The sequence below is a fragment of the Pseudomonas citri genome (genome assembly GCF_025336485.1).
Lineage (GTDB): Bacteria > Pseudomonadota > Gammaproteobacteria > Pseudomonadales > Pseudomonadaceae > Aquipseudomonas > Aquipseudomonas citri.
Genome location: NZ_JAODAB010000012.1, coordinates 83763 through 104633 on the forward strand (window position 1 = coordinate 83763; position 20871 = coordinate 104633).

22 protein-coding genes are annotated in these 20871 nt (G+C 62.8%); 15 read left to right on the forward strand and 7 right to left on the reverse strand.

Translation table 11 applies throughout. From position 1 onward, the window contains the following. Window positions 1-117 precede the first annotated feature (117 nt). The 11 genes from urtA to ureC all read left to right on the forward strand — a co-directional run bounded on the left by urtA (window position 118) and on the right by ureC (window position 10382). Window positions 118-1383, forward strand: coding sequence for an urea ABC transporter substrate-binding protein (urtA, locus tag N4Q37_RS15160; RefSeq protein WP_260958824.1), 1266 nt, complete (start codon window positions 118-120; stop codon window positions 1381-1383). A 126-nt stretch (window positions 1384-1509) separates the two neighbouring features. Further along, window positions 1510-3009 carry an urea ABC transporter permease subunit UrtB gene (gene urtB, locus N4Q37_RS15165; protein ID WP_260958826.1) on the forward strand — a complete coding sequence of 500 codons (1500 nt, stop codon included), beginning with the start codon at window positions 1510-1512 and terminating at the stop codon, window positions 3007-3009. Beyond that, window positions 3009-4088, forward strand: coding sequence for an urea ABC transporter permease subunit UrtC (gene urtC, locus N4Q37_RS15170; RefSeq protein ID WP_260958827.1), 1080 nt, complete (start codon window positions 3009-3011; stop codon window positions 4086-4088). The genes urtB and urtC overlap by 1 nt, the downstream gene beginning before the upstream one ends. Further along, window positions 4085-4954, forward strand: coding sequence for an urea ABC transporter ATP-binding protein UrtD (gene urtD, locus N4Q37_RS15175; RefSeq protein ID WP_260958828.1), 870 nt, complete (start codon window positions 4085-4087; stop codon window positions 4952-4954). Before urtC ends, urtD begins: the two co-directional genes overlap by 4 nt. 173 nt (window positions 4955-5127) lie before the next feature. Next, entirely contained in the window at window positions 5128-5826 is a 699-nt protein-coding gene (gene urtE, locus N4Q37_RS15180; RefSeq protein ID WP_260958829.1) for an urea ABC transporter ATP-binding subunit UrtE, read from the forward strand. Between the two features lie 31 nt (window positions 5827-5857). Beyond that, entirely contained in the window at window positions 5858-6700 is an 843-nt protein-coding gene (locus tag N4Q37_RS15185; RefSeq protein ID WP_260958830.1) for an urease accessory protein UreD, read from the forward strand. A 102-nt stretch (window positions 6701-6802) separates the two neighbouring features. Continuing rightward, window positions 6803-7105: an urease subunit gamma gene (locus N4Q37_RS15190; protein ID WP_060837311.1), complete on the forward strand. Its 303-nt coding sequence runs from the start codon at window positions 6803-6805 to the stop codon at window positions 7103-7105. A gap of 9 nt (window positions 7106-7114) precedes the next feature. Beyond that, window positions 7115-7648, forward strand: a complete 534-nt coding sequence (locus N4Q37_RS15195; protein WP_260958833.1) for a GNAT family N-acetyltransferase — start codon at window positions 7115-7117, stop codon at window positions 7646-7648. A 7-nt stretch (window positions 7649-7655) separates the two neighbouring features. Next, on the forward strand, window positions 7656-8189 hold the full coding sequence (locus tag N4Q37_RS15200; protein WP_260958834.1) for a GNAT family N-acetyltransferase: 534 nt from the start codon (window positions 7656-7658) through the stop codon (window positions 8187-8189). Then, window positions 8186-8491, forward strand: a complete 306-nt coding sequence (locus N4Q37_RS15205; RefSeq protein ID WP_260958835.1) for an urease subunit beta — start codon at window positions 8186-8188, stop codon at window positions 8489-8491. Before N4Q37_RS15200 ends, N4Q37_RS15205 begins: the two co-directional genes overlap by 4 nt. A gap of 190 nt (window positions 8492-8681) precedes the next feature. Next, window positions 8682-10382, forward strand: a complete 1701-nt coding sequence (gene ureC, locus N4Q37_RS15210) for an urease subunit alpha (RefSeq protein ID WP_260958836.1) — start codon at window positions 8682-8684, stop codon at window positions 10380-10382. 153 nt (window positions 10383-10535) lie between these two features. Here ureC and N4Q37_RS15215 read toward each other — a convergent pair whose 3' ends face one another. Both N4Q37_RS15215 and N4Q37_RS15220 read right to left on the reverse strand, forming a co-directional pair. Next, window positions 10536-10835: a chaperone modulator CbpM gene (locus N4Q37_RS15215; protein ID WP_260958837.1), complete on the reverse strand. Its 300-nt coding sequence runs from the start codon at window positions 10833-10835 to the stop codon at window positions 10536-10538. Between the two features lie 72 nt (window positions 10836-10907). Beyond that, window positions 10908-11846, reverse strand: a complete 939-nt coding sequence (locus N4Q37_RS15220; protein WP_260958838.1) for a DnaJ C-terminal domain-containing protein — start codon at window positions 11844-11846, stop codon at window positions 10908-10910. Window positions 11847-12143: 297 nt separating this feature from the next. On the opposite strand from N4Q37_RS15220, the gene N4Q37_RS15225 reads away from it, so the two are divergent. After that, on the forward strand, window positions 12144-13409 hold the full coding sequence (locus N4Q37_RS15225) for an Hsp70 family protein (protein ID WP_260958840.1): 1266 nt from the start codon (window positions 12144-12146) through the stop codon (window positions 13407-13409). A gap of 123 nt (window positions 13410-13532) precedes the next feature. On the opposite strand, the gene N4Q37_RS15230 is transcribed toward N4Q37_RS15225, so the two are convergent. From N4Q37_RS15230 to N4Q37_RS15245, 4 genes are all read right to left on the reverse strand, one after another. After that, complete coding sequence (locus tag N4Q37_RS15230; protein ID WP_260958841.1) at window positions 13533-14546, reverse strand: AI-2E family transporter; 1014 nt, start codon at window positions 14544-14546, stop codon at window positions 13533-13535. Between the two features lie 150 nt (window positions 14547-14696). Continuing rightward, window positions 14697-14987 carry a PsiF family protein gene (locus N4Q37_RS15235; protein ID WP_260958842.1) on the reverse strand — a complete coding sequence of 97 codons (291 nt, stop codon included), beginning with the start codon at window positions 14985-14987 and terminating at the stop codon, window positions 14697-14699. 107 nt (window positions 14988-15094) lie between these two features. Beyond that, window positions 15095-15985: an esterase/lipase family protein gene (locus tag N4Q37_RS15240; protein ID WP_260958843.1), complete on the reverse strand. Its 891-nt coding sequence runs from the start codon at window positions 15983-15985 to the stop codon at window positions 15095-15097. A 97-nt stretch (window positions 15986-16082) separates the two neighbouring features. Beyond that, window positions 16083-16721 (reverse strand): FMN-dependent NADH-azoreductase, encoded by a 639-nt coding sequence (locus N4Q37_RS15245; protein ID WP_260958844.1) that lies wholly within the window; start codon window positions 16719-16721, stop codon window positions 16083-16085. 130 nt (window positions 16722-16851) lie between these two features. On the opposite strand from N4Q37_RS15245, the gene N4Q37_RS15250 reads away from it, so the two are divergent. Then, a complete protein-coding gene (locus N4Q37_RS15250; RefSeq protein ID WP_260958845.1) occupies window positions 16852-17793 on the forward strand; it encodes a LysR substrate-binding domain-containing protein in 942 nt (313 codons plus the stop codon). A 15-nt stretch (window positions 17794-17808) separates the two neighbouring features. Here the strand turns inward: N4Q37_RS15250 and N4Q37_RS15255 are convergent, their stop codons facing one another. Beyond that, window positions 17809-19884: an AsmA family protein gene (locus N4Q37_RS15255; protein WP_260958846.1), complete on the reverse strand. Its 2076-nt coding sequence runs from the start codon at window positions 19882-19884 to the stop codon at window positions 17809-17811. Here N4Q37_RS15255 and N4Q37_RS15260 point away from each other — a divergent pair. Together N4Q37_RS15260 and N4Q37_RS15265 are read left to right on the forward strand one after the other, a co-directional pair. Further along, on the forward strand, window positions 19874-20089 hold the full coding sequence (locus tag N4Q37_RS15260; RefSeq protein WP_260958847.1) for a hypothetical protein: 216 nt from the start codon (window positions 19874-19876) through the stop codon (window positions 20087-20089). The genes N4Q37_RS15255 and N4Q37_RS15260 overlap by 11 nt on opposite strands. A 178-nt stretch (window positions 20090-20267) precedes the next feature. Next, window positions 20268-20735: a hypothetical protein gene (locus N4Q37_RS15265; protein WP_260958848.1), complete on the forward strand. Its 468-nt coding sequence runs from the start codon at window positions 20268-20270 to the stop codon at window positions 20733-20735. Window positions 20736-20871 lie beyond the last annotated feature (136 nt).

Sequence of the window (20871 nt, forward strand, 5' to 3'; positions counted from 1 at the left end):
CCTCGCTGTTCCCTTGTTTCCGCGCCTCCTCCCAACCGGGCACACCCCTTGCAAAAGCCCCTTCAACATCTGCATCTGCCTACCAAGAAAACTCATAAAGACCACGGAGATCGCACCATGAAGCGTCGTAGCTTGATCAAGGCTTTCACTCTCTCGGCCAGCATTGCCGCGATGGGCATGACCTGGACCGTCCAGGCCGCCGAAACCATCAAGGTAGGCATCCTGCATTCGCTGTCCGGGACCATGGCGATCTCCGAAACGTCCCTCAAGGACATGGCACTGATGACCATCGACGAAATCAACGCCAAGGGTGGGGTCAACGGTAAACAGCTTGAAGCGGTGGTGGTGGACCCGGCGTCGAACTGGCCGCTGTTCGCGGAAAAAGGCCGGCAGTTGCTGAGCCAGGACAAGGTCGCGGTGGTGTTCGGTTGCTGGACCTCGGTGTCACGCAAATCGGTGTTGCCGGTGTTCGAAGAGCTCAATGGCTTGCTGTTCTACCCGGTGCAATACGAAGGTGAAGAGATGTCGCCGAACGTGTTCTACACCGGTGCCGCGCCGAACCAGCAGGCGATTCCGGCGGTGGAATACCTGATGAGCGAAGAAGGCGGCAGCGCCAAGCGTTACTTCCTGTTGGGCACCGACTACGTCTACCCGCGCACCACCAACAAGATCCTGCGCTCGTTCCTGCATTCCAAAGGCGTGGCTGACAAAGACATCGAAGAGGTCTACACCCCGTTCGGCCACAGCGATTACCAGACCATCGTCGCCAACATCAAGAAATTCTCGGCCGGCGGCAAGACCGCAGTCATCTCCACGGTCAACGGCGACTCCAACGTGCCGTTCTACAAGGAACTGGCGAACCAGGGCCTGAAAGCCACCGACGTACCGGTGGTGGCGTTCTCGGTGGGCGAAGAAGAACTGCGCGGCATCGACACCAAGCCGCTGGTAGGCAACCTCGCGGCCTGGAACTACTTCGAATCGGTGGACAACCCGGCGAACAAGCAATTCGTCGATGCCTGGAAAGCCTACGCCAAGGCCAAGAACCTGCCGGGCGCTGACAAAGCGGTGACCAACGACCCGATGGAAGCCACCTACGTGGGTATCCACATGTGGGCGCAAGCGGTGGAAAAAGCCAAGTCCACCGATGTCGACAAAGTCCGCGAAGCCCTGGCCGGCCAGACCTTCGCCGCACCGTCGGGCTACACCCTGACCATGGACAAGACCAACCACCACCTGCACAAGCCGGTGATGATCGGCGAGATCCAGGCCGACGGTCAGTTCAACGTGGTCTGGCAGACCGAAGGCCCGATCCGCGCCCAACCGTGGAGCCCGTTCATCGCTGGCAACGACAAGAAGCCTGACTATGCGGTGAAGAGCAACTGAGCCTGGGAACAAGCCCCTAACTCTGTGGGAGCAAAGCTTGCTCGCGATGGCGGTCATCCAGACACGCCGACATCGCGAGCAAGCTTTGCTCCCACAGGGTCCGTCGCAGTCTTACAGGACGTCGTTATGTCCCCTTATCGTTTGCTCGCTCTTCTTGCCTGTCTGCTGTTGCCGATAGGCGCCCACGCCGACGACGCCGAAGACTTCGTCGGCGCCAACCCGACCCAGCAGGCCAGGCTTCTGGAAACCTGGGCCGCGCAGCCGGAGCCTGGGCGTGTCGAACTGATCAACGCCCTGCAACAAGGCCAGTTGAGCGTCGACGGCCAACCCAAGACCCTGCGCCTGAACAACCGCTTGCGCGGGCTGGTCGAGACCGCCCTGGCCAGCCATCAGTTGCTGGCTGTCGATGCTCGCGTGCGCCTCGCCGCCGCCCGGCAATTGCAAAAAACCGCGCGCCCGGCCCAGTTGGCGTTTCTCGACCGGCAACTGGCCGGCGAGCCGGATGAAGACGTACACGCCGCCCTGAGCCTGGCCCTGGCGAACCTGCAACTGGTGGACAGCAACCCCGGCGTGCGCCTGGCCGCCGTCCGACTGTTGGGGGAAACCGGCGATCCACTGGCCCGTACCCGCCTCGAAGGCCTGCTTGAACCCGGGGTCGAGACCGATGCCGCGGTACGCACCGCCGCCGAAACCAGCCTGGGCCAGGTCAAACGCAAACTCCTGGTGGGCGAGCTGCTGGGCCAAGCCTTCAGCGGCATGTCCCTGGGTTCGATCCTGCTGCTCGCCGCCCTCGGTCTGGCCATCACCTTCGGCCTGCTGGGGGTAATCAACATGGCCCACGGTGAGATGTTGATGCTCGGCGCCTATGCCACCTACGTGGTGCAGCTACTGTTCCAGCGCCTGGCCCCGAACGCCATCGAGTTCTACCCACTGATCGCCCTGCCGGTGGCGTTTTTCATCACCGCCGGTATCGGCATGACCCTGGAGCGCACGGTGATCCGTCACCTCTACGGGCGCCCCTTGGAAACCCTGCTCGCCACCTGGGGCATCAGCCTGATGCTGATCCAACTGGTGCGCCTGGTGTTCGGCGCGCAGAACGTCGAGGTCGCCAATCCGGCGTGGCTGTCGGGCGGGATCCAGGTGTTGCCGAACCTGGTGCTGCCCTACAACCGCATCGTGATCATCGTCTTCGCGCTGTTCGTGATGGCGCTGACCTGGCTGCTACTGAACAAGACGCGCCTGGGCCTGAACGTGCGCGCCGTCACCCAGAACCGCAACATGGCCGCCTGTTGCGGCGTGCCCACCGGTCGCGTGGACATGCTCGCCTTCGGCCTCGGCTCGGGCATCGCCGGGCTCGGCGGCGTGGCCCTGAGCCAGATCGGCAACGTCGGCCCGGACCTGGGCCAGAGCTACATCATCGACTCGTTCCTGGTGGTGGTGCTCGGCGGCGTCGGCCAGTTGGCCGGCAGCGTGTTCGCCGCGTTCGGCCTGGGCATCGCCAACAAGATCCTCGAACCGCAGATCGGCGCCGTGCTGGGCAAGATCCTGATCCTGGCGCTGATCATTCTGTTCATCCAGAAGCGTCCGCAAGGCCTCTTCGCGCTCAAAGGACGGGTAATCGACTGATGAACCAGCCCCTGATGCTCACGGCCACCCGAAAGGCCGGTCCCAAAGTCACCTGCGCCGTCGGCGGGGTCATCCTGGCGGTGCTGCTGAGCCTGCCGCTGCTGTCGCTGTTGCCGGCGGACAGCCTGCTGCATGTCTCGGCGTATACCCTGACGCTGGTGGGCAAGATCCTCTGCTACGCCATCGTCGCCCTCGCCCTGGACCTGGTCTGGGGCCATGCCGGCTTGCTCTCCCTGGGCCACGGCCTGTTCTTCGCCCTGGGCGGCTATGCCATGGGCATGTACCTGATGCGCCAGGCCGCCGGGGATGGCTTGCCGGCGTTCATGACGTTCCTGTCGTGGAGCGAATTGCCCTGGTACTGGGCCGGCACCGACAGCTTTCTCTGGGCCTTGTGCCTGGTGGTGCTGGCACCCGGTTCGCTGGCGCTGGTGTTCGGTTTCTTCGCCTTCCGCTCGCGGATCAAGGGTGTGTATTTCTCGATCATGACCCAAGCGTTGACCTTCGCCGGGATGCTGCTGTTCTTTCGCAACGAAACCGGGTTTGGCGGCAACAACGGCTTCACCAATTTCCGCTCGATCCTGGGTTTCGGCATCACCGAGCCGGGCACTCGCGCGGTGCTGTTCCTGGCCACGGTGTCGTTGCTGGTGGCGAGCCTGTTCATCGGCTGGCGCCTGGCACAAAGCAAGTTCGGCCGGGTGCTGACCGCCCTGCGCGACGCGGAAAACCGCCTGATGTTCTGCGGTTACGATCCTCGGGGCTTCAAACTGTTCGTCTGGGTCTTGAGCGCAGTGTTGTGCGGCCTGGCCGGGGCGTTGTACGTGCCGCAGGTGGGCATCATCAACCCCAGTGAAATGTCGCCGACCAACTCCATCGAAGCCGCCGTGTGGGTGGCCCTCGGCGGACGCGGCACGCTGATCGGGCCGTTGCTGGGCGCCGGCGTGGTCAATGGCATGAAGAGCTGGTTCACCGTGGCGTTTCCCGAGTACTGGCTGTTCTTCCTCGGTGCGCTGTTCATCGTCGTGACGCTGTATCTGCCCAAGGGCGTGATCGGACTACTGAAGAAAAGGGGCGAATCATGAGGATCACACCCACGGCCCAATTCATGCTCGAACCCGCTTTCTATCCGCCGGAACCCAACAAGGACGCCGGCAGCAGCCGCGACGCCATCGGCCTCGGCCAGGCAGCCGGCGTGGGCCTGAACACCCGCCACGGCACGCTCCTGACCCTGGAAGACATCAGCGTCAGCTTCGACGGTTTCAAGGCCTTGAACGACCTGAACCTGTACATCGGCGTCGGCGAACTGCGCTGCATCATCGGTCCCAATGGCGCCGGCAAGACCACCTTGATGGACGTGATCACCGGCAAGACCCGCCCCAGCCACGGCAAGGCCTGGTTCGGCGAAACCCTGGACCTGACCCGCATGAGCGAAGTGGAGATCGCCCAGGCCGGCATCGGCCGCAAGTTCCAGAAACCCACGGTGTTCGAAGCCTTGAGTGTCTTCGAGAACCTGGAGCTGGCGCTCAAGACCGACAAATCGGTGTGGGCCAGCCTGCGGGCGAAACTGACCGGCGAGCAACACGACCATATCCACGAAGTGTTGGAGACCATCCGTCTCACGCCTTCGCTCAATCGCCCCGCCGGATTGTTGTCCCACGGGCAGAAACAGTTCCTGGAAATCGGCATGCTGCTGGTGCAGGACCCGCAACTGCTGCTGCTCGACGAACCGGTGGCGGGCATGACCGACGCCGAAACCGACTTCACCGCCGAGCTGTTCAAATCCCTCGCGGGCAAGCATTCGCTGATGGTGGTGGAACATGACATGGGCTTCGTCGGCGCGATTGCCGACCACGTCACCGTGCTGCACCAGGGCAGCGTGCTGGCCGAAGGGTCGCTGGAGCAGGTGCAGGACAATGAGCGGGTGATCGAGGTGTATCTCGGTCGATAGCCTGCGAACACATTCCCCTTGTGGGGGGGCCTGTGGGAGCAAGGCTTGCCCGCGATAGGGCCGCCGCAATTTTTCCCTGGACCGCGTCATCGTTCATCGCGAGCAAGCTTTGCTCCCACAGCTTTGCTCTCACAGGTTTTTGCCCCCCCAGGGGACTGAGGAGAATCCAAGTCATGCTGCAAGTCGACAAGCTGCACCAATACTACGGCGGCAGCCACATTCTGCGGGGCCTGTCGTTCGACGTGAAGGTCGGCGAGGTGACGTGCCTGTTGGGCCGCAACGGCGTGGGCAAGACCACCCTGCTCAAATGCCTGATGGGCCTGTTGCCGGCCAAGGAAGGCGCAGTGAACTGGGAAGGCAAGGCCATCACCGCGCTCAAGCCGCACCAGCGGGTGCACGCGGGCATCGCCTACGTACCCCAGGGCCGGGAGATTTTCGCGCGGCTGACGGTAGAGGAAAACCTGCTGATGGGCCTGTCGCGTTTTCCCGGCTCCGAAGCCAGGGAAGTACCCGCGTTCATCTACGAACTGTTCCCCGTGCTGCTGCAAATGAAACAACGCCGTGGCGGTGACCTGTCCGGCGGCCAGCAACAGCAGTTGGCCATCGGCCGAGCCCTCGCCAGCCGCCCGCGCCTGTTGATCCTCGACGAGCCCACCGAAGGTATCCAGCCCTCGGTGATCAAGGAAATCGGCGCGGTCATCAAGAAACTCGCGGCCCGGGGCGACATGGCGATTTTGCTGGTGGAGCAGTTCTACGACTTCGCCGCCGAACTGGCCGATCAGTACCTGGTGATGTCCCGGGGCGAGATCGTGCAGCAGGGGCGCGGAGAAAACATGGAGGCCGAGGGTGTGCGCGGGCTGGTTACGATCTAGTCTCTAGCGTCCTGACGATCATCAGAAAATCATGAATCTACCTGTTTCTCCATCCGCCCTGTTCACCCCCAGCTGGCACGCCGAGCTGGACTTGGGCTACGCCCGTTTTGGCGACTGCACGCGCCCGGTCCAACGCCGCCACAAAGGCCCGCTGCGGGTGCAGAAGCACTTGTATGCCGAAGGCCCCGAGGTGTGCCAACACATCATCGTCCACCCGCCCGGCGGGATTGCCGGTGGCGACCGGTTGAACATCGCGGCCCACGTCGGCCCTGGCGCCTGGACACAACTGACCAGCCCCGGCGCAGCCAAGTGGTATCGCGCCACGGCGCCTGCGTACCAGCAACTGAGCTTGAGCGTGGCCCCTGGCGCGACGCTCGAATGGCTGCCCCAGGAAACCATCGTCTTCAGCGCGGCCCAGGCCGAACTCAATACCCAGATCGATCTGCAAGGCGACGGGCGCTTGTTCTATTGGGACATGGTTGCCCTCGGCCGCCCAGCCAGCGGCGAGCGCTTCGACCACGGGCACTTCCAATCACGGCTGGACATCCGCCGCGACGGCCAGTTGCTGTGGCACGAGCGCCAGCGCATTGTCGGAGGCGATGGGTTGCTCGATTCGCCCATTGGGCTGGGCGGCGACCCGGTGCTCGCCACGTTGCTGGTCACCGGCGAAGTCGACAGCGAGCTGCTGGAGCAGTGCCGATCCTTGGGCCATGCCGTGCGTGGCGACCTGACCCAACTGCCCGGCCTGGTCGTGGCCCGCTGCCTGGCGAGCGAGGCGCTGCTGGCGCGGGGGTGGTTGATTGAGTTGTGGCGGCTTCTGCGCCCGGCGCTGCTGGGTCGAGCGGCCGTACCCCCCAGAATCTGGAGTACCTGAACGTGCTTCCCTGTGGGAGCAATGACTTTGCCCCCACAGGCCCGCTCCTACAGTGGAACGTGTTTACAAAGATCATTTTTTACCTGCCCTTATGGATTGCACATGGACCTGACCCCACGCGAAAAAGACAAGCTGTTGATCTTCACCGCCGGCCTCGTTGCCGAACGGCGGTTGGCTCGTGGCTTGAAACTCAATTACCCGGAGGCCATGGCCTACATTTCCGCGGCCCTGCTCGAAGGCGCCCGCGACGGCCAGAGCGTGGCCGATCTGATGCACTACGGCACCACCTTGCTCAGCCGCGAGCAAGTGATGGAAGGTATCCCGGAAATGATCCCGGAGATCCAGGTCGAAGCGACATTTCCCGACGGTACCAAACTGGTCACCGTCCACCAGCCCATCGCCTGAGGATGCGCCATGACCTACACCATTCGCGATGCCCAGCCCACCGACCTGCCGGCGATCCGCGAGATCTACAACCACGCGGTACTGAACACCACCGCCATCTGGAATGAACAGACCGTGGACCTGGGCAATCGCCAGGCCTGGCTCAGCGCCCGGCAGTCCCAGGGTTATCCGGTGCTGGTGATTGTCGATGGCGAGCAGAACGTCCTCGGCTACGCTTCATTCGGCGACTGGCGGCCGTTCGACGGTTTCCGACACACCGTGGAACATTCGGTGTACGTGCGCGACGACCAGCGCGGCAATGGCCTCGGCCCACGGCTGATGGCGGCGCTGATCGAGCATGCCAGGGCATGCGGCAAGCACGTCATGGTCGCGGCCATCGAAAGCGGCAACGCGGCGTCGATTCGCCTGCACGAACGGGCCGGTTTTACCGTGACCGGGCAGATGCCCCAGGTGGGCATCAAGTTCGGTCGCTGGCTCGACCTGACTTTCATGCAATTGATCCTCAACCCCGGTGCCCCGGCGCCTGCCGTCAACAAGGAGTGAAACGCCCATGAACGCCGCCCAGTTGCGTCGAGTCCACGCTGAAAGCTTTGCGTACTACCGCCAGGGCCTGATCGACCTGTTGCTCGACGCCGTGGGATATGGCGCCAGCGTCGGCTTCATGGCCGATCTCGATGCCGTCCAGGCCCGCGCCTATTTCGACGAGGTCCAGGCCAGCCTCAGCCAGGGCGACCTGCTGCTGTGGGTGGTGGTCAAGGATGAGCAAGTGCAGGCCAGCGTCCAGCTTGCCCTGTGCCAGAAACCCAATGGGTTGAATCGCGCCGAGGTGCAAAAGCTGCTGGTGCGCGGCGAAGCCCGCCGCCGTGGCTTGGGCCAGCAGTTGCTGCACGCCCTGGAACTCGGTGCCCGCCAGCACAAGCGTGGCCTGCTGTACCTCGACACCCAGGCCGGTTCCGAAGCCGAGGCGTTCTACCGCGCCATGGGCTACACCCGCGTCGGTGAACTGCCCGACTACTGCCTGAGCCCGGATGGGACATCCACCCCGACCGCCATCTACTACAAGATTTTGGGGCAACCGCAATGATTCCAGGGCAATACCAGGTCCGGCCCGGCGACATCGAACTCAACGCCGGTCGCCGTACGCTCACGCTGAATGTCGCCAACCGCGGCGACCGGCCGATCCAGGTCGGTTCGCACTATCACTTCTTCGAAACCAACGACGCCCTGGCCTTCGACCGCGAGGCCAGCCGTGGCATGCGCCTGAACATCCCGGCCGGCACGGCGGTGCGCTTCGAACCGGGGCAGTGTCGGGAAGTCGAGCTTGTCGAACTGGCAGGGTTGCGCCGGGTGTTCGGGTTTGCCGGGCGGGTCATGGGTGATCTCTGACCTGTGGGAACCAGGCTTGCTCTCTGACCTGTGGGAGCAAGGCTTGCCCGCGACGCAGGCACCGCGGGCTCCTGTCAGACCACGTCATCGTTCATCGCCAGCAAGCTGTGCTCCCACAGATCGGGCTCTACAAACCTGACTACCAGCGACTGGATCTGTAAAAACCGACATTGAATTCCAAGGCAAACACATGAAGATATCGAGACAAGCCTACGCCGACATGTTCGGTCCCACCGTCGGCGACAAGGTCCGACTGGCCGACACCGAACTGTGGGTCGAAGTGGAAAAGGACTTCACCACCTACGGCGAAGAAGTGAAATTCGGCGGCGGCAAGGTGATCCGCGATGGCATGGGCCAGAGCCAGTTGCTAGCCGCCGACGTCGTCGACACCTTGATCACCAACGCACTGATCATCGACCACTGGGGCATCGTCAAGGCCGATGTCGGCCTCAAGGACGGGCGCATCGCAGCCATCGGCAAGGCCGGCAACCCGGACATCCAGCCCGACGTGACCATCGCCATCGGCGCCAGCACCGAAGTGATCGCCGGCGAAGGCATGATCCTCACCGCCGGTGGTATCGACACCCATATCCACTTCATCTGCCCCCAGCAGATCGAAGAAGCGCTGATGAGCGGCGTCACCACCATGATCGGCGGCGGCACAGGCCCGGCCACCGGCACCAACGCCACCACCTGCACCTCCGGGCCATGGCACCTGGCGCGCATGCTCCAGGCCGCCGATGCCTTCCCCATGAACATCGGTTTCACCGGCAAGGGCAACGCCAGCCTGCCAGAGCCGTTGATCGAGCAGGTCAAGGCCGGTGCCATCGGCCTGAAACTGCATGAAGACTGGGGCACCACCCCGGCGGCCATCGACAACTGCCTGAGCGTGGCCGACCAGTACGACGTGCAAGTGGCGATCCACACCGACACCCTCAACGAGTCCGGTTTCGTCGAGACCACCCTGGCCGCGTTCAAGGGCCGCACCATCCACACCTACCACACCGAAGGCGCTGGCGGCGGCCATGCGCCAGACATCATCAAGGCTTGTGGCTTCTCCAACGTACTGCCCAGCTCCACCAACCCGACCCGACCGTTCACCCGCAACACCATCGACGAACACCTGGACATGCTGATGGTCTGTCATCACCTGGACCCGAGCATCGCCGAAGACGTCGCGTTCGCCGAAAGCCGCATCCGCCGCGAAACCATCGCTGCCGAAGACATCCTCCACGACCTCGGCGCGTTCTCGATGATCAGCTCCGACAGCCAGGCCATGGGGCGCGTCGGCGAGGTCATCACCCGCACCTGGCAGACCGCCGACAAGATGAAAAAACAACGCGGCGCCCTGCCCGCCGATGGCGAAGGCAACGACAACTTCCGCATCAAGCGCTACATCGCCAAGTACACCATCAACCCCGCGATCACCCATGGCATCAGCCATGAAGTGGGCTCCGTCGAAGTGGGCAAGTGGGCCGACCTGGTGCTGTGGCGCCCGGCGTTCTTCGGCGTCAAGCCGACCTTGATCCTGAAAGGCGGAGCGATTGCCGCCAGCCTGATGGGCGACGCCAACGCCTCGATCCCGACGCCGCAACCGGTGCATTACCGGCCAATGTTCGCCAGCTTCGGCGGTTCGCGACACGCCACCAGCCTGACGTTCATCAGCCAGGCCGCGGCCGACGCGGGGTTACCGGAACAGCTTGGGCTCAAGAAAAGAATCGCCGTGGTCAAAGGTTGTCGCGATGTGCAGAAGACCGACCTGATCCACAACGACTACCTGCCGCACATCGATGTCGACCCGCAGACCTACCAGGTCAAGGCCGATGGGGTGTTGTTGTGGTGCGAACCGGCGCAAGTGCTGCCGATGGCGCAGCGGTATTTTCTGTTTTGAATGACATAGGGGCTGGCGTAGTGGCCTGGGCTCAAAGACTTGTGGGAGCAAAGCTTGCTCGCGATACAGGCGCCTCAACTTTTGAGAACCGAGTTGAATCCATCGCGGGCAAGCCTTGCTCCCACAGGTTGGCGCTTGCTCATTGAGCGCTTTTCACTCCACCAACCGCCCCAGCCGCTGCTTGAGCATGCGGTTTTCGTTGCGCAATTGCTGCACTTCCTCCAGCAGGTCCAGCGCCAGGGCGACGCCGTCCCATTCCAGTTCCAGCTCGCGCCGCAACTTGGCGGCGCGGCGGGCCAGGACCAGTTCGTAATCGGTGAATGTCCAGTCCTTCGGCGCCGCGCCATGGGGTTCGAGGATGCCGTGCTCGACGATTTCGATCACATGGACATCCGCCAACGCGGCGGCCTCGCAGAATTCAGTCAGGCTCAGTTCAATGATCGGGTTGCTCATATGCTGCTTCTCCCAATGCTTTAACTGTCGAGTCTAGTCAGGATTGTGACAAGTCTGACTGTGGCGAGCAGATCAGAAATTCTCCCGCGGATCGAACGCCGCTTTCTTCGCCAGTTCCGCCCACAGCGCCTTGACCGCGTCGTCATTGACCTTGGGCATCACGGCCTTGAGCTGCACGAACAGGTAGCCGCGCTCCCCCGCCTTGTTGCGCAGGCCGTGGCCCTTGGCGCGCATGCGCTGGCCGTTCTGGCTGCCGGCCGGGACCTTGAGGTTGATCTTGCCGGTGAGGGTCGGGACCGCCACTTCGGTGCCCAGCGCCAGTTCCCAAGGCGCCAGGGGCAAGGTGATGATCAGGTCCTGGCCTTCGACGTCGAACTTGGGGTGCGGGGCAAAACGAATGGTCAGGTACAAATCGCCATTGGCGCCGCCACCAACACCCGGCGCGCCCTGGCCCTTGAGGCGGATGCGTTCGCCCTCGGTCACGCCCTGAGGGATCTTCACGTTCAGGCTTTTGCTGGTGTTGCTCACGTGCTGGCCGGCCGCGTTGTATTGCGGCACCTGGAAGCTGACCTTTTTCGAGTCGCTGGACAGGGTCTCTTCCAGGAAAATCGGTAATTCCAATTCCACGTCTTGTCCTCGTCGGCCGGCGCTGCGACCTGACTGTCCGCCGCCGAAACCCGGCCCGCGATTACCGAAGATCGAACTGAAGAAGTCCGAGAAATCACCACCGTTCTGGCCACCAAAACCGCCGCGGCTCTGCCAGCCCGGCGGGCCCTGGAACGGCTGGCCGTGCTGACCGTAACGGCGCAGGTCGTCATATTCGGCGCGTTTGTCGGCGCTTTTCAGCGCCTCATAGGCTTCGGAGACGTCCTTGAACTTGGTCTCGGCGTCCTTTTCCTTGCTCACATCCGGGTGGTATTTGCGCGCCAGCTTGCGATAGGCGCCCTTGATCGTGGCATCGTCGGCCGTCGGCTCGACCCCCAGGATCTTGTAATAGTCTTTGAAGTCCATCGAAGGATCACCATCCGTTATCGATATCGCACCGCCCTGTGCAGCATGCCCGGGGTCCAGGCCCCCGGGTTTGACCAATCTCAAGGTTTGTGACCGGGCGGCGCTTGAAGAAGTTTATCGGCAGCCGGTGGCGGTTTCTTGTATCCGCCCTGCGCTGCCAGACCTATGCCTGCAAGTTTGGGGGTAAAACGGCGTCTTTCAAGGCCAATGTTCACGAATTAGTAGATAGCCGGCCTTCGAATCCGTGCCGCACTGGCATACACTGCGCGGCCGTTTTTTCGACCGGACCTCAAAGACATGAAAAACCCATCCCCGGCCCGTGCCTGCGGCATCGACTTCGGCACGTCCAACTCCACTGTCGGCTGGCTGCGCCCCGGCATGGAAACGTTGATCGCGCTGGAAGATGGCAAGATCACCCTGCCCTCGGTGGTCTTTTTCAATCTCGAGGAGCGCCGTCCGGTGTACGGCCGCCTGGCCCTGCACGAATACCTGGAAGGCTACGAAGGCCGGCTGATGCGCTCGCTCAAGAGCCTGCTGGGCTCCAAGTTGATCAAGCACGACACCAGCGTGTTGGGCACGGCGATGCCGTTCAAGGATCTGCTGGGCTTGTTCATCGGCCAACTGAAGCAGCGTGCCGAAGCCACCGCCGGTCGGGAGTTCGAAGCCGTGGTACTGGGGCGTCCGGTATTTTTCGTTGATGACGACGAAGCCGCCGACCAGGAAGCAGAAAACACCCTGGCGGAGGTCGCCCGCGCCATCGGTTTCAAGGACATCTCGTTCCAGTACGAACCCATCGCCGCGGCCTTCGATTATGAAGCGAGCATCGAGCAGGAAGAACTGGTGCTGATCGTCGACATCGGCGGGGGTACCTCGGACTTCTCGCTGGTGCGCCTGTCGCCCGAGCGGCGTACCCGCGACAACCGTCACGATGACATCCTCGCCACCGGCGGCGTGCACATCGGCGGGACGGACTTCGACAAGCAGCTCTCGCTGGCCGGCCTGATGCCGCTGTTCGGCTACGGCAGCCGGATGAAAAGCGGCGCCTACATGCCCACCAGCCACCACATGAACCTGGCGACCTGGCACACCATCAATGGCGTGTATTCGCAGAAATCCACCCTGGCCTTGAACAGCATGCGCTATGACATCGAAGACACCGGCGGCATCGACCGGCTGTTCAAGCTGATCGAGCAACGCGCCGGGCACTGGCTGGCGATGGAAGTGGAAGAAACCAAGATCCAATTGACCCACACCGACCAGCACCATGTGCCACTGGACAGGATCGAGCCGGGCCTGAGCGTCGACCTGAGCCGCACATTGTTCGAGTCGGCCATCGATGGGCTGCTGGAGCGGGTGCGCACCAGCGTCACGCAACTGCTCGCCGATGCCAACGTCGGCGTAGAGCAGGTCAACACGGTGTTCTTCACCGGCGGCTCCAGCGGTATCCCGGCACTGCGCAACAGCGTCTCGGCCATGCTGCCCCAGGCGCGGCATGTCGAAGGCAATATCTTCGGCAGTATCGGTAGCGGGTTGGCGATCGAGGCGATGAAACGGTATGGCTGAAGCCAGTGGCGAGCTTCGAGCTTCGAGCTGCAAGTAAAAGCTATCGGCGGCAACCCGACCGCTCTTACTTGAAGCTTGCAGCTCGAAGCTCGAAGCTCGCAGCTCGCAGCTCGCAGCTGCTTTTTAAACCATTCCCAACTGTTTCAGCTCGCTCTTGAGGTACGCATAGTAAATCGGCCCTGCCACCACCCCCGGCAGGCCGAACGCGGCTTCGAACACCAGCATCGCCATGAGCAGTTCCCAGGACTTGGCGCTGATCTGCCCTCCGACGATACGGGCATTGAGGAAGTATTCGAGCTTGTGGATCACGATCAGGTAGCCCAGCGCCGCCACCGCCACCCAGATCGACAGCGACAAGCCGACGATGGTGATCAGGGTGTTGGACATCAGGTTGCCGATGACCGGCAGCAGCCCCAGCAGGAAGGTCATCACGATCAGGGTCTTGGTCAACGGCAGCTTGATGCCGAACAGTGGCAGCACCACCGCCAGGAAGATCCCGGTGAAGAAGGTGTTGAGCAGGGAAATCTTGATCTGGGCGAAGACGATGTTGCGAAACGCTTTGACCAGCAGGCTCAGGCGATCGTACAACGCGGCGGCCAGGGGTTTGCGCTTGGTCAGGTCGGGGATGCGCTGCAAGGCGACGATCGCCCCCAGCACCATGCCGATCAGCAACGTCACGAACATGTGCGCCACGTCCTTGCCCACCAGTTGCAAATCGCTCAGGTGCTTGCTTACCCAATCACCGATCGCCACGCGGAACTCGGCGGCGCTGGCCGGCAGGTAGGCATCGAGGAAGGGCGGCAACTGCCCACGGGCGCGCTCGACCACGCCCATGAACTTGTCCAGGGAGGCGCCGGGGTTTTCCGCTTCGTGCAGGAGGAAACTGAAGGCGCCGGCGAAGATCAGCGTCAGCACGCTGACCACCAGCGTGCCCAGCAATGCCACCGCCAACCAACGGGCACGCCGGCCTTCGATCAGACGTTGCAACTGCGGAGTGAGCATGTTGACCAGTTCGAACACCAGCAAGCCGGCCAGCAGGCTCGGCACCAGGCGCAATGGCAGCATCAACAACAACCCACCAAAAATGATCACCCAACTGATCACCAACAACACATGACGCTGAGAAAACGTTGGCATACAGCCCCAGGACAAAACGGCGAGAGAGGATCGCAAGTCTGCCAGCGTTCCACCAGCAGCACTAGAGATTGTATCGGCCGACCCTGGTCGTTTTTTTAGCGTCCATGAGGGCCTCATCGCGAGCACGCGATGAGGCCCTCGCAAACCGGCTTATTTAGTCTTCAGACAATCACTCATGAACGCCTTGCGCGCATCGCCCTTCAAAGCCTGGGTGGTGGCCGTGGCGTTGCAGGTTTTCATGCGCTCCTGCGGCGTGGAGGGTGTCGCCGGGGCAGCCTTGAGGCAGTTGCTCATGAAGGCTTTGCGCTCATCGCCCTTGAGCGCCTTGGCAGTGGCGTCGGCATTGCAGGTGGTCATCTTGGTCTGTTGCGCCGTGGCGGCAAAACCTTGGGAACACAGCAAAAGCCCCAGCATCAACAAAGGGACACGCAGCATCTTCATGGTGTTTCTCCTGAGGGCCGCACGAGGGTGCGGCATTGAGGTGCAGTGTAGACAACGCTTGTTACACCTTCATCTGCCGTGCCCGCGAATGTGCTCTTCCTGCCGGCCTACAACCCCGCAACCTTCAACCGCTCGGCATGCTCGACAAACAAGCGGATCGGCTCGGCCCCCTTGCCCACCAGTCCCAGCGACTGGTTGACGATGTCGAAGTGGTCCATCGGGTAGTCATCGCGGATCACCGTGCCCAGGTGCGAGCTGCAGCGCCCGACCAAGCCGTCGCACTGCCCTGCTTCCTTGACGAAAGTGCGGGCAAATAAACGGCAGGTGCGGTGGGTACCGTCGAACAGGTTGCGTCCCTTGTCGGTCTTGCCGGGCTGCAGGGTTCCGGACCAGGAGTAATAACGAACGCCATTGACCTCTTCGGGCCCATGCCCACCCCAGGTCGACGGCAAGCCCTGTGGATAACGCTGATTGAACAGTGCCACGCCGGCAGTGGTCAGGGAGGCATGGGAAGCGTGCACATCCACCGGCAACCTGGGGCCACGGTAGCCGCTGTCGAGCAGGCTCATCAGGGCGTTGACCAGCCGCAACACGACACTGAGCACGCGCCCCCTGGCGCTGTCGGCCGGGTAATGGGCCAGCAGGTAATCGGCCAGTTCCGAGCCGTGGTTGGGCCCGGCCACCGACGTCACCGACGCCACCAGGTCCGGACGCTTGGCAGCGGCATAACGTGCGGTGAGGCTGCCCTGGCTATGGCCGATCAGGTTGACCTTCGAGGCGCCGGTCTGCCGCAGGATCTCATCGATCCGCGCCAGCAACTGTTCGCCGCGCACCTCGGACGAATGCAGCGGCGAGACCTTCACCGGCACTACCACGGCCCCACCGCGACGCAACGCCGACACGATCCCATACCAGTACGGATACAGCACCAGGCGGATGAAACCGAGCATGCCCGGGACCAATACCAGCGGGTAGCGAGTGGCGCAGCGTTGCGACATGGGGACATCCTTGCGGTCGAGAGGTGCTCAGCATCGGTACCGATGATGACCAGTCTATGACAGCCGCGTTTCTTTTCAGAACGCCTTCAGAACGTCTTCAGAAGGTCCGCGCCAGCGCCAGCAAACGCTCCTCGGCCTCGGCGCAGGACAACGCAAAGCTGCGCTCGGCCGACTCTTCGCCTTCGGCCGCCACCACTGTCACATCGGTGATGCCGATGAACCCCAGGACCGTGCGCAGCAGCGTATCGGCGTGGTTCATGTGTTCCAGCGGGCCACCGGGGCCGAAGCCAAAATCGCCGCGACTGGTGACGATCAAAGCCTTCTTGCCCTGCACCAGCGGTTCGTAGTGCGACACACCGTTATCCAGACTGTGGTTGAACGTCAGCCCGATGCGCACGATCTGGTCGATCCAGGCCTTCACGCCGCTGGGAACGCTGAAATTGTGCATGGGCGCGGCGATCACCAGCCGGTCATGGGCCTTGAGCTCCTCGACCAAGGTGTCGCTCAGGGTCAGGTCCGCTTGCATGACCTGCGGCCGCGCCTCGGGCTCGGGGTAGAACGCCGCGGCGATGAAGGCTTCGTTGACCGGCGCGATCAGCGCCCGGCCGACTTCACGACGCGTCACCTGGGCCTGCGGATGGACAGCCTGCCACGCCGAGACAAAAGCTTCGGCCAGGCGCCGGGAATGGGAACGCTCGCCACGGGGACTGCCCTGCACCACAAGAATATTGCTCATCTGAATCTCCTTCGTTTGCGACTACAATCAACACGGCTTGTGCTGTGCAGCTTGTCGTCCGTGGCTGTTTTCAGACAAATGAGGGTTAGTTCATCAGGATGAATCAATTTCATCCATATGGAGAGTGCACATGTTCGCCAACCTGCCGCTCAACGCCTTGCGCGCCTTCGAGTCAGCCGCGCGGCTGCTCAGTTTCAAGGCAGCCGCGGCGGAACTGTCGGTCACACCGACAGCGATCTCCCACCAGATCCGCTCACTGGAAAACTGGCTGGGGCTGATGCTGTTCGAACGCCTGCCCCGCCAGGTGCGGCTCACCGACGGCGGGCAACGCCTGTTCCACAGCCTGCACGGGGCCTTGCTGGAGGTGGCGCAGAGCGTCGACACCCTGCGCCCGCAACGCAGCACCACGCACCTGACTCTGTCCACCACCGCCGCGTTTGCCGCCCTGTGGCTGGTGCCGCGCCTGGGACGCTTTTATGCCCGTCACCCGAACATCAACGTGCGCCTGGACACCCATTGCGAGGTGATCGACCTGCATCAGGACGCCAGCGTCGACCTGGTGGCGCGTTACAGCCTCGAGACCTACCCGAACCTGTACGGCCTGTGCCTGTTCGATGAACGTTTCGGCGTCTATGGCTCGCCGGAACAGGTGGCCCAGGCGACCCGCCAAGTGCCGACGCTGATCAGCGTGCACTGGCACAACTCCAAGCTGTACGCCCACGGCTGGGAAGCCTGGTGCGCCCAGGCCGGGGAAACCTGGCTCAGCCGGCAACCGTGCATACGCGAATACGACGAGGAGCATTACGCCTTGCAGGCGGCGATTGCCGGACAAGGCCTGGTGCTGGCGAGCAATATCCTGGCATCGGAAAGCATCGCCAGCGGTTTGCTGGTGGGCTATCGCCCGCACGTGCAGGTCAACGGCGCCGGCTACAGCGCCCTGTGCGTCCCGGGCCGCGAGCGCCACCCGCCCGTACGGGCATTCTTCCAGTGGCTGGAGGAAGAAGCGCGACTGTCCGGTTATCCCCTGAAAAATTCCCTAAGCCTTTTTCAGGAGCGCGCGACTCAGGCCTGACATCCCGGCCGATCGCTAGCGCGTCGGCTTGACGGTCACCGGCGCCTTGCCCGCCTTCATCTGCTCCAACAGCGGTGCGCACTGGTTCGGCTCGCCACCGCTGGGGGCCACCAGCGCCAGCAAGCCAGCCGCCGGTGCCGCGATGACACCCAGCGCCACCATCCCGGCACCGCGCAGCATCAGCGGCACGGCCTTGACCCCGGCGGCGGGCTTGGCGAACGTGCCCCGGACATACAGTGGCGAACGCAGGGAAATCAGCCGCCAGCCCTTGGATTCCGGCGTGACGGTCAGGTCCAGTTTCTCGCTGGCCATGTCCGCCGTGCCGTCGACGTAGATGATCGCGTTCTCGGTGTCGAACACGAACAGGCGTGTGGTCGCCAGGCCGGTCTTGATGTCGAAGTCGGCCGCGGCGCAGTTGATCTTCACTTCCTTGTCGCCAAAGATTTTCCCCACCACATAGTTGCCGACGTTCAGTCCGGCCAGCTCCATCAACTCCCGACTGATGGCACCGTCGTTGATCAGCATCTTCAGCGTGCCGTTGGAAGTGCCCAACAACGCCGCCACCGAATTGCCGCGCCCGCTGAGATCGGCGTCGCCGTTCAATTCGCCGAAACTGGTTTTCATCGGCTCGAAGCCCGGGAACAGTTGCTTGAGCTTGAAACCTCGTGCCGTCAACTTTGCCTGGCCTTCAAGAGGCTGGGCACGGCCATCGAGGCGGATCTGCGCATCGAGCCGCCCGCCGGCCACGCCAAAGCGCAGGGGTTCGAGGCTCAATTGACCGTCGTTGAGCACCAGGTGGGTATACAGGTCGCTGAACGGCAGCTCCTGGCTGTGGACGATGCGTTTGCCGGTGAACTCCACGTCGGCGTCCATCACATTCCAGCGCTCGGTGCGAAACGCTTCCACCGGCAATACCTTGTCCGACGGTTGCTTGCTGGTGGCGCCGCGGGCCTTTTGCTCGGCGGTGGAGTCCGCACCGATCAACGGCGCCAGGTCGCTGAACAGCAACTGATTGGAAAGCAACGCACCACTGAGCTTTGGCCGGGGCTGGCTGGCGACATAGGCCAGGTCGCCGTGGATATCACTGTCACCGATCTTGCCGTTGAAGGCTTCGTAACGGAACAGCGCCCCGCCCGGCTCGCGCAGCTTGGCGGTCAAGTGACCGTCGGTGGCGTAGGGCGGCGAATCCGGCAAGGTCACGCCGGTGAGCGGATAAAGGTTGGCCAGGCTGTTGCCGGACAATTTCAGGCGCAGATCCAGGGCGCCGAGGTTCGTCGGGTCGGTCAGGGTCCCGGCGAGTTCTACGCTGGTGTCGGCGATTTTCGCCTGGGCGTGCAGCGGAAAGGGTTGTGACGCGTCCTGCAAGGCCAGCAAACCACCGACCTTGCCGGAGCCGACCACATTCTGCCCGTGGTACTGGCCGTTGACCTTGAGAGCGAACACATAATCCTGGGGCGCCGCACCGCGCTCCCGGGCTTTTGTCGCCACTTTTTCACCGACGATATCGCTGAACGGAATGGGTTTGCCCAACGGCTCGACCTGCAGGTCGAGGCGGGTCTTGAGTGTCTGGTCATCCAGGGTGACATGGCCCTTGTCGAAGCCGATCGTACCGATGTCCACCGCCCAACTGGAGGGTTCGGCATCCGGGTCTTTCGGATCGAACTGAAACGTCCAATTGGCGCGGCCGTCGGCCAGGCGTTGCAGGTTGGCGTCGGGCCCGGTCAGGTCGATACGGGGAATCGCCACCCGCCGGGCCAGCAAGGCCAGGGGCGAGATACGCAGCTCGACACGCTTGAGCGTCGCCATCTGCGGGGTTTTCGACCAATCCGGGTTGCCCAGGCTCAGGTCCTCGGCCACCACGTGGGGCCATGGCAGCCAGGCGCGCCAGCCACCTTCCTGCGTCTCGCGCTGCCAGACCACGGCCAGGTTGCCATTGATGGCGAATGGGCGGTGCAACTCCTCGGAAACCTTTGCGTTGAGCGCAGGCTTGATCCGGTTCCAATCGAAGAAGGCAATGACCAGCACCAGCACGGCGAGCAGGACAACAAGACTGGCGAAACTCCAGGCAAGGATTTTTGAAGTGCGCGTCATGCACAAGGCTCCTGAAAAAGACCAGCGTCCAAACGACGACTGGGAAAACCGAGCCTGTGGTCGGCCCGTTGTGAATAAAGATTGGACTGGCGAAGCGGCCGACAGGTTTAACCCCGAGGACGACGAATGGCAAAAAAACAGCGGGATCCTGACCATCCAGACAGCTATCTGTTACCTCTCCCGCACTTTCCGGAAGCACGAGTGAGTACAAAATACCCATCGCAGTGCAAAAGCACTCCCCTGAAAGGCCCGTGCTAGAGCCTTCCCCCAGAACAATCAATTCCGTTGATTATTACCATTGTGCTTATGAACTTTTATATCGATTTATCGAGAGTAGCATTGCCCTCGTACCCACTTTTCAGCCCCCCCAAGGAGCAACGATCATGAAACGCCAATTACTGATGAGCCTGTCCCTTTCACTGCTGGCCTCTACCGCTTTTGCCCTGCCAGCGTCCGAACAAGCCGCGCCTCAGGTCAAGGACAGCCATTCTGTCTACAGCCAGACCGTCGCCGAAGGTGGCCGTGATCGCCTGGAACAGAAAGGCCTGGTTGAAGGCGGTGGTGATCGTACCCCACAACGCGACGCGTTGGCCGCTGATGGTACCGAGCGCACCCCACAAGGCCAGACCCTTGCCGCTGACGGCACCGACCGCACACCGCAAGGCCAGACCCTTGCCGCTGACGGCACCGATCGCACGCCTCAAGGCCAGACCCTTGCCGCTGATGGCACCGATCGCACTCCACAAGGCCAGACCCTTGCCGCTGATGGCACCGAGCGTACCCCACAAGGCCAACTCGTTGCCGCCGACGGTGGTGACCGCGTCATCGAACGCAACGGCATAGTGAGCTGATCCATGGCGGCCCGGAAAAAAGCCCGATTCCTGCAATCGGGCTTTTGCTTTTTGGGCGTTCGTTGTTCCCCCTTACTCCCCTGCTACCGTTCGACGTCGACAAAGTCGATTTGCTAGAGTGCGTCGCTCCCCTGAA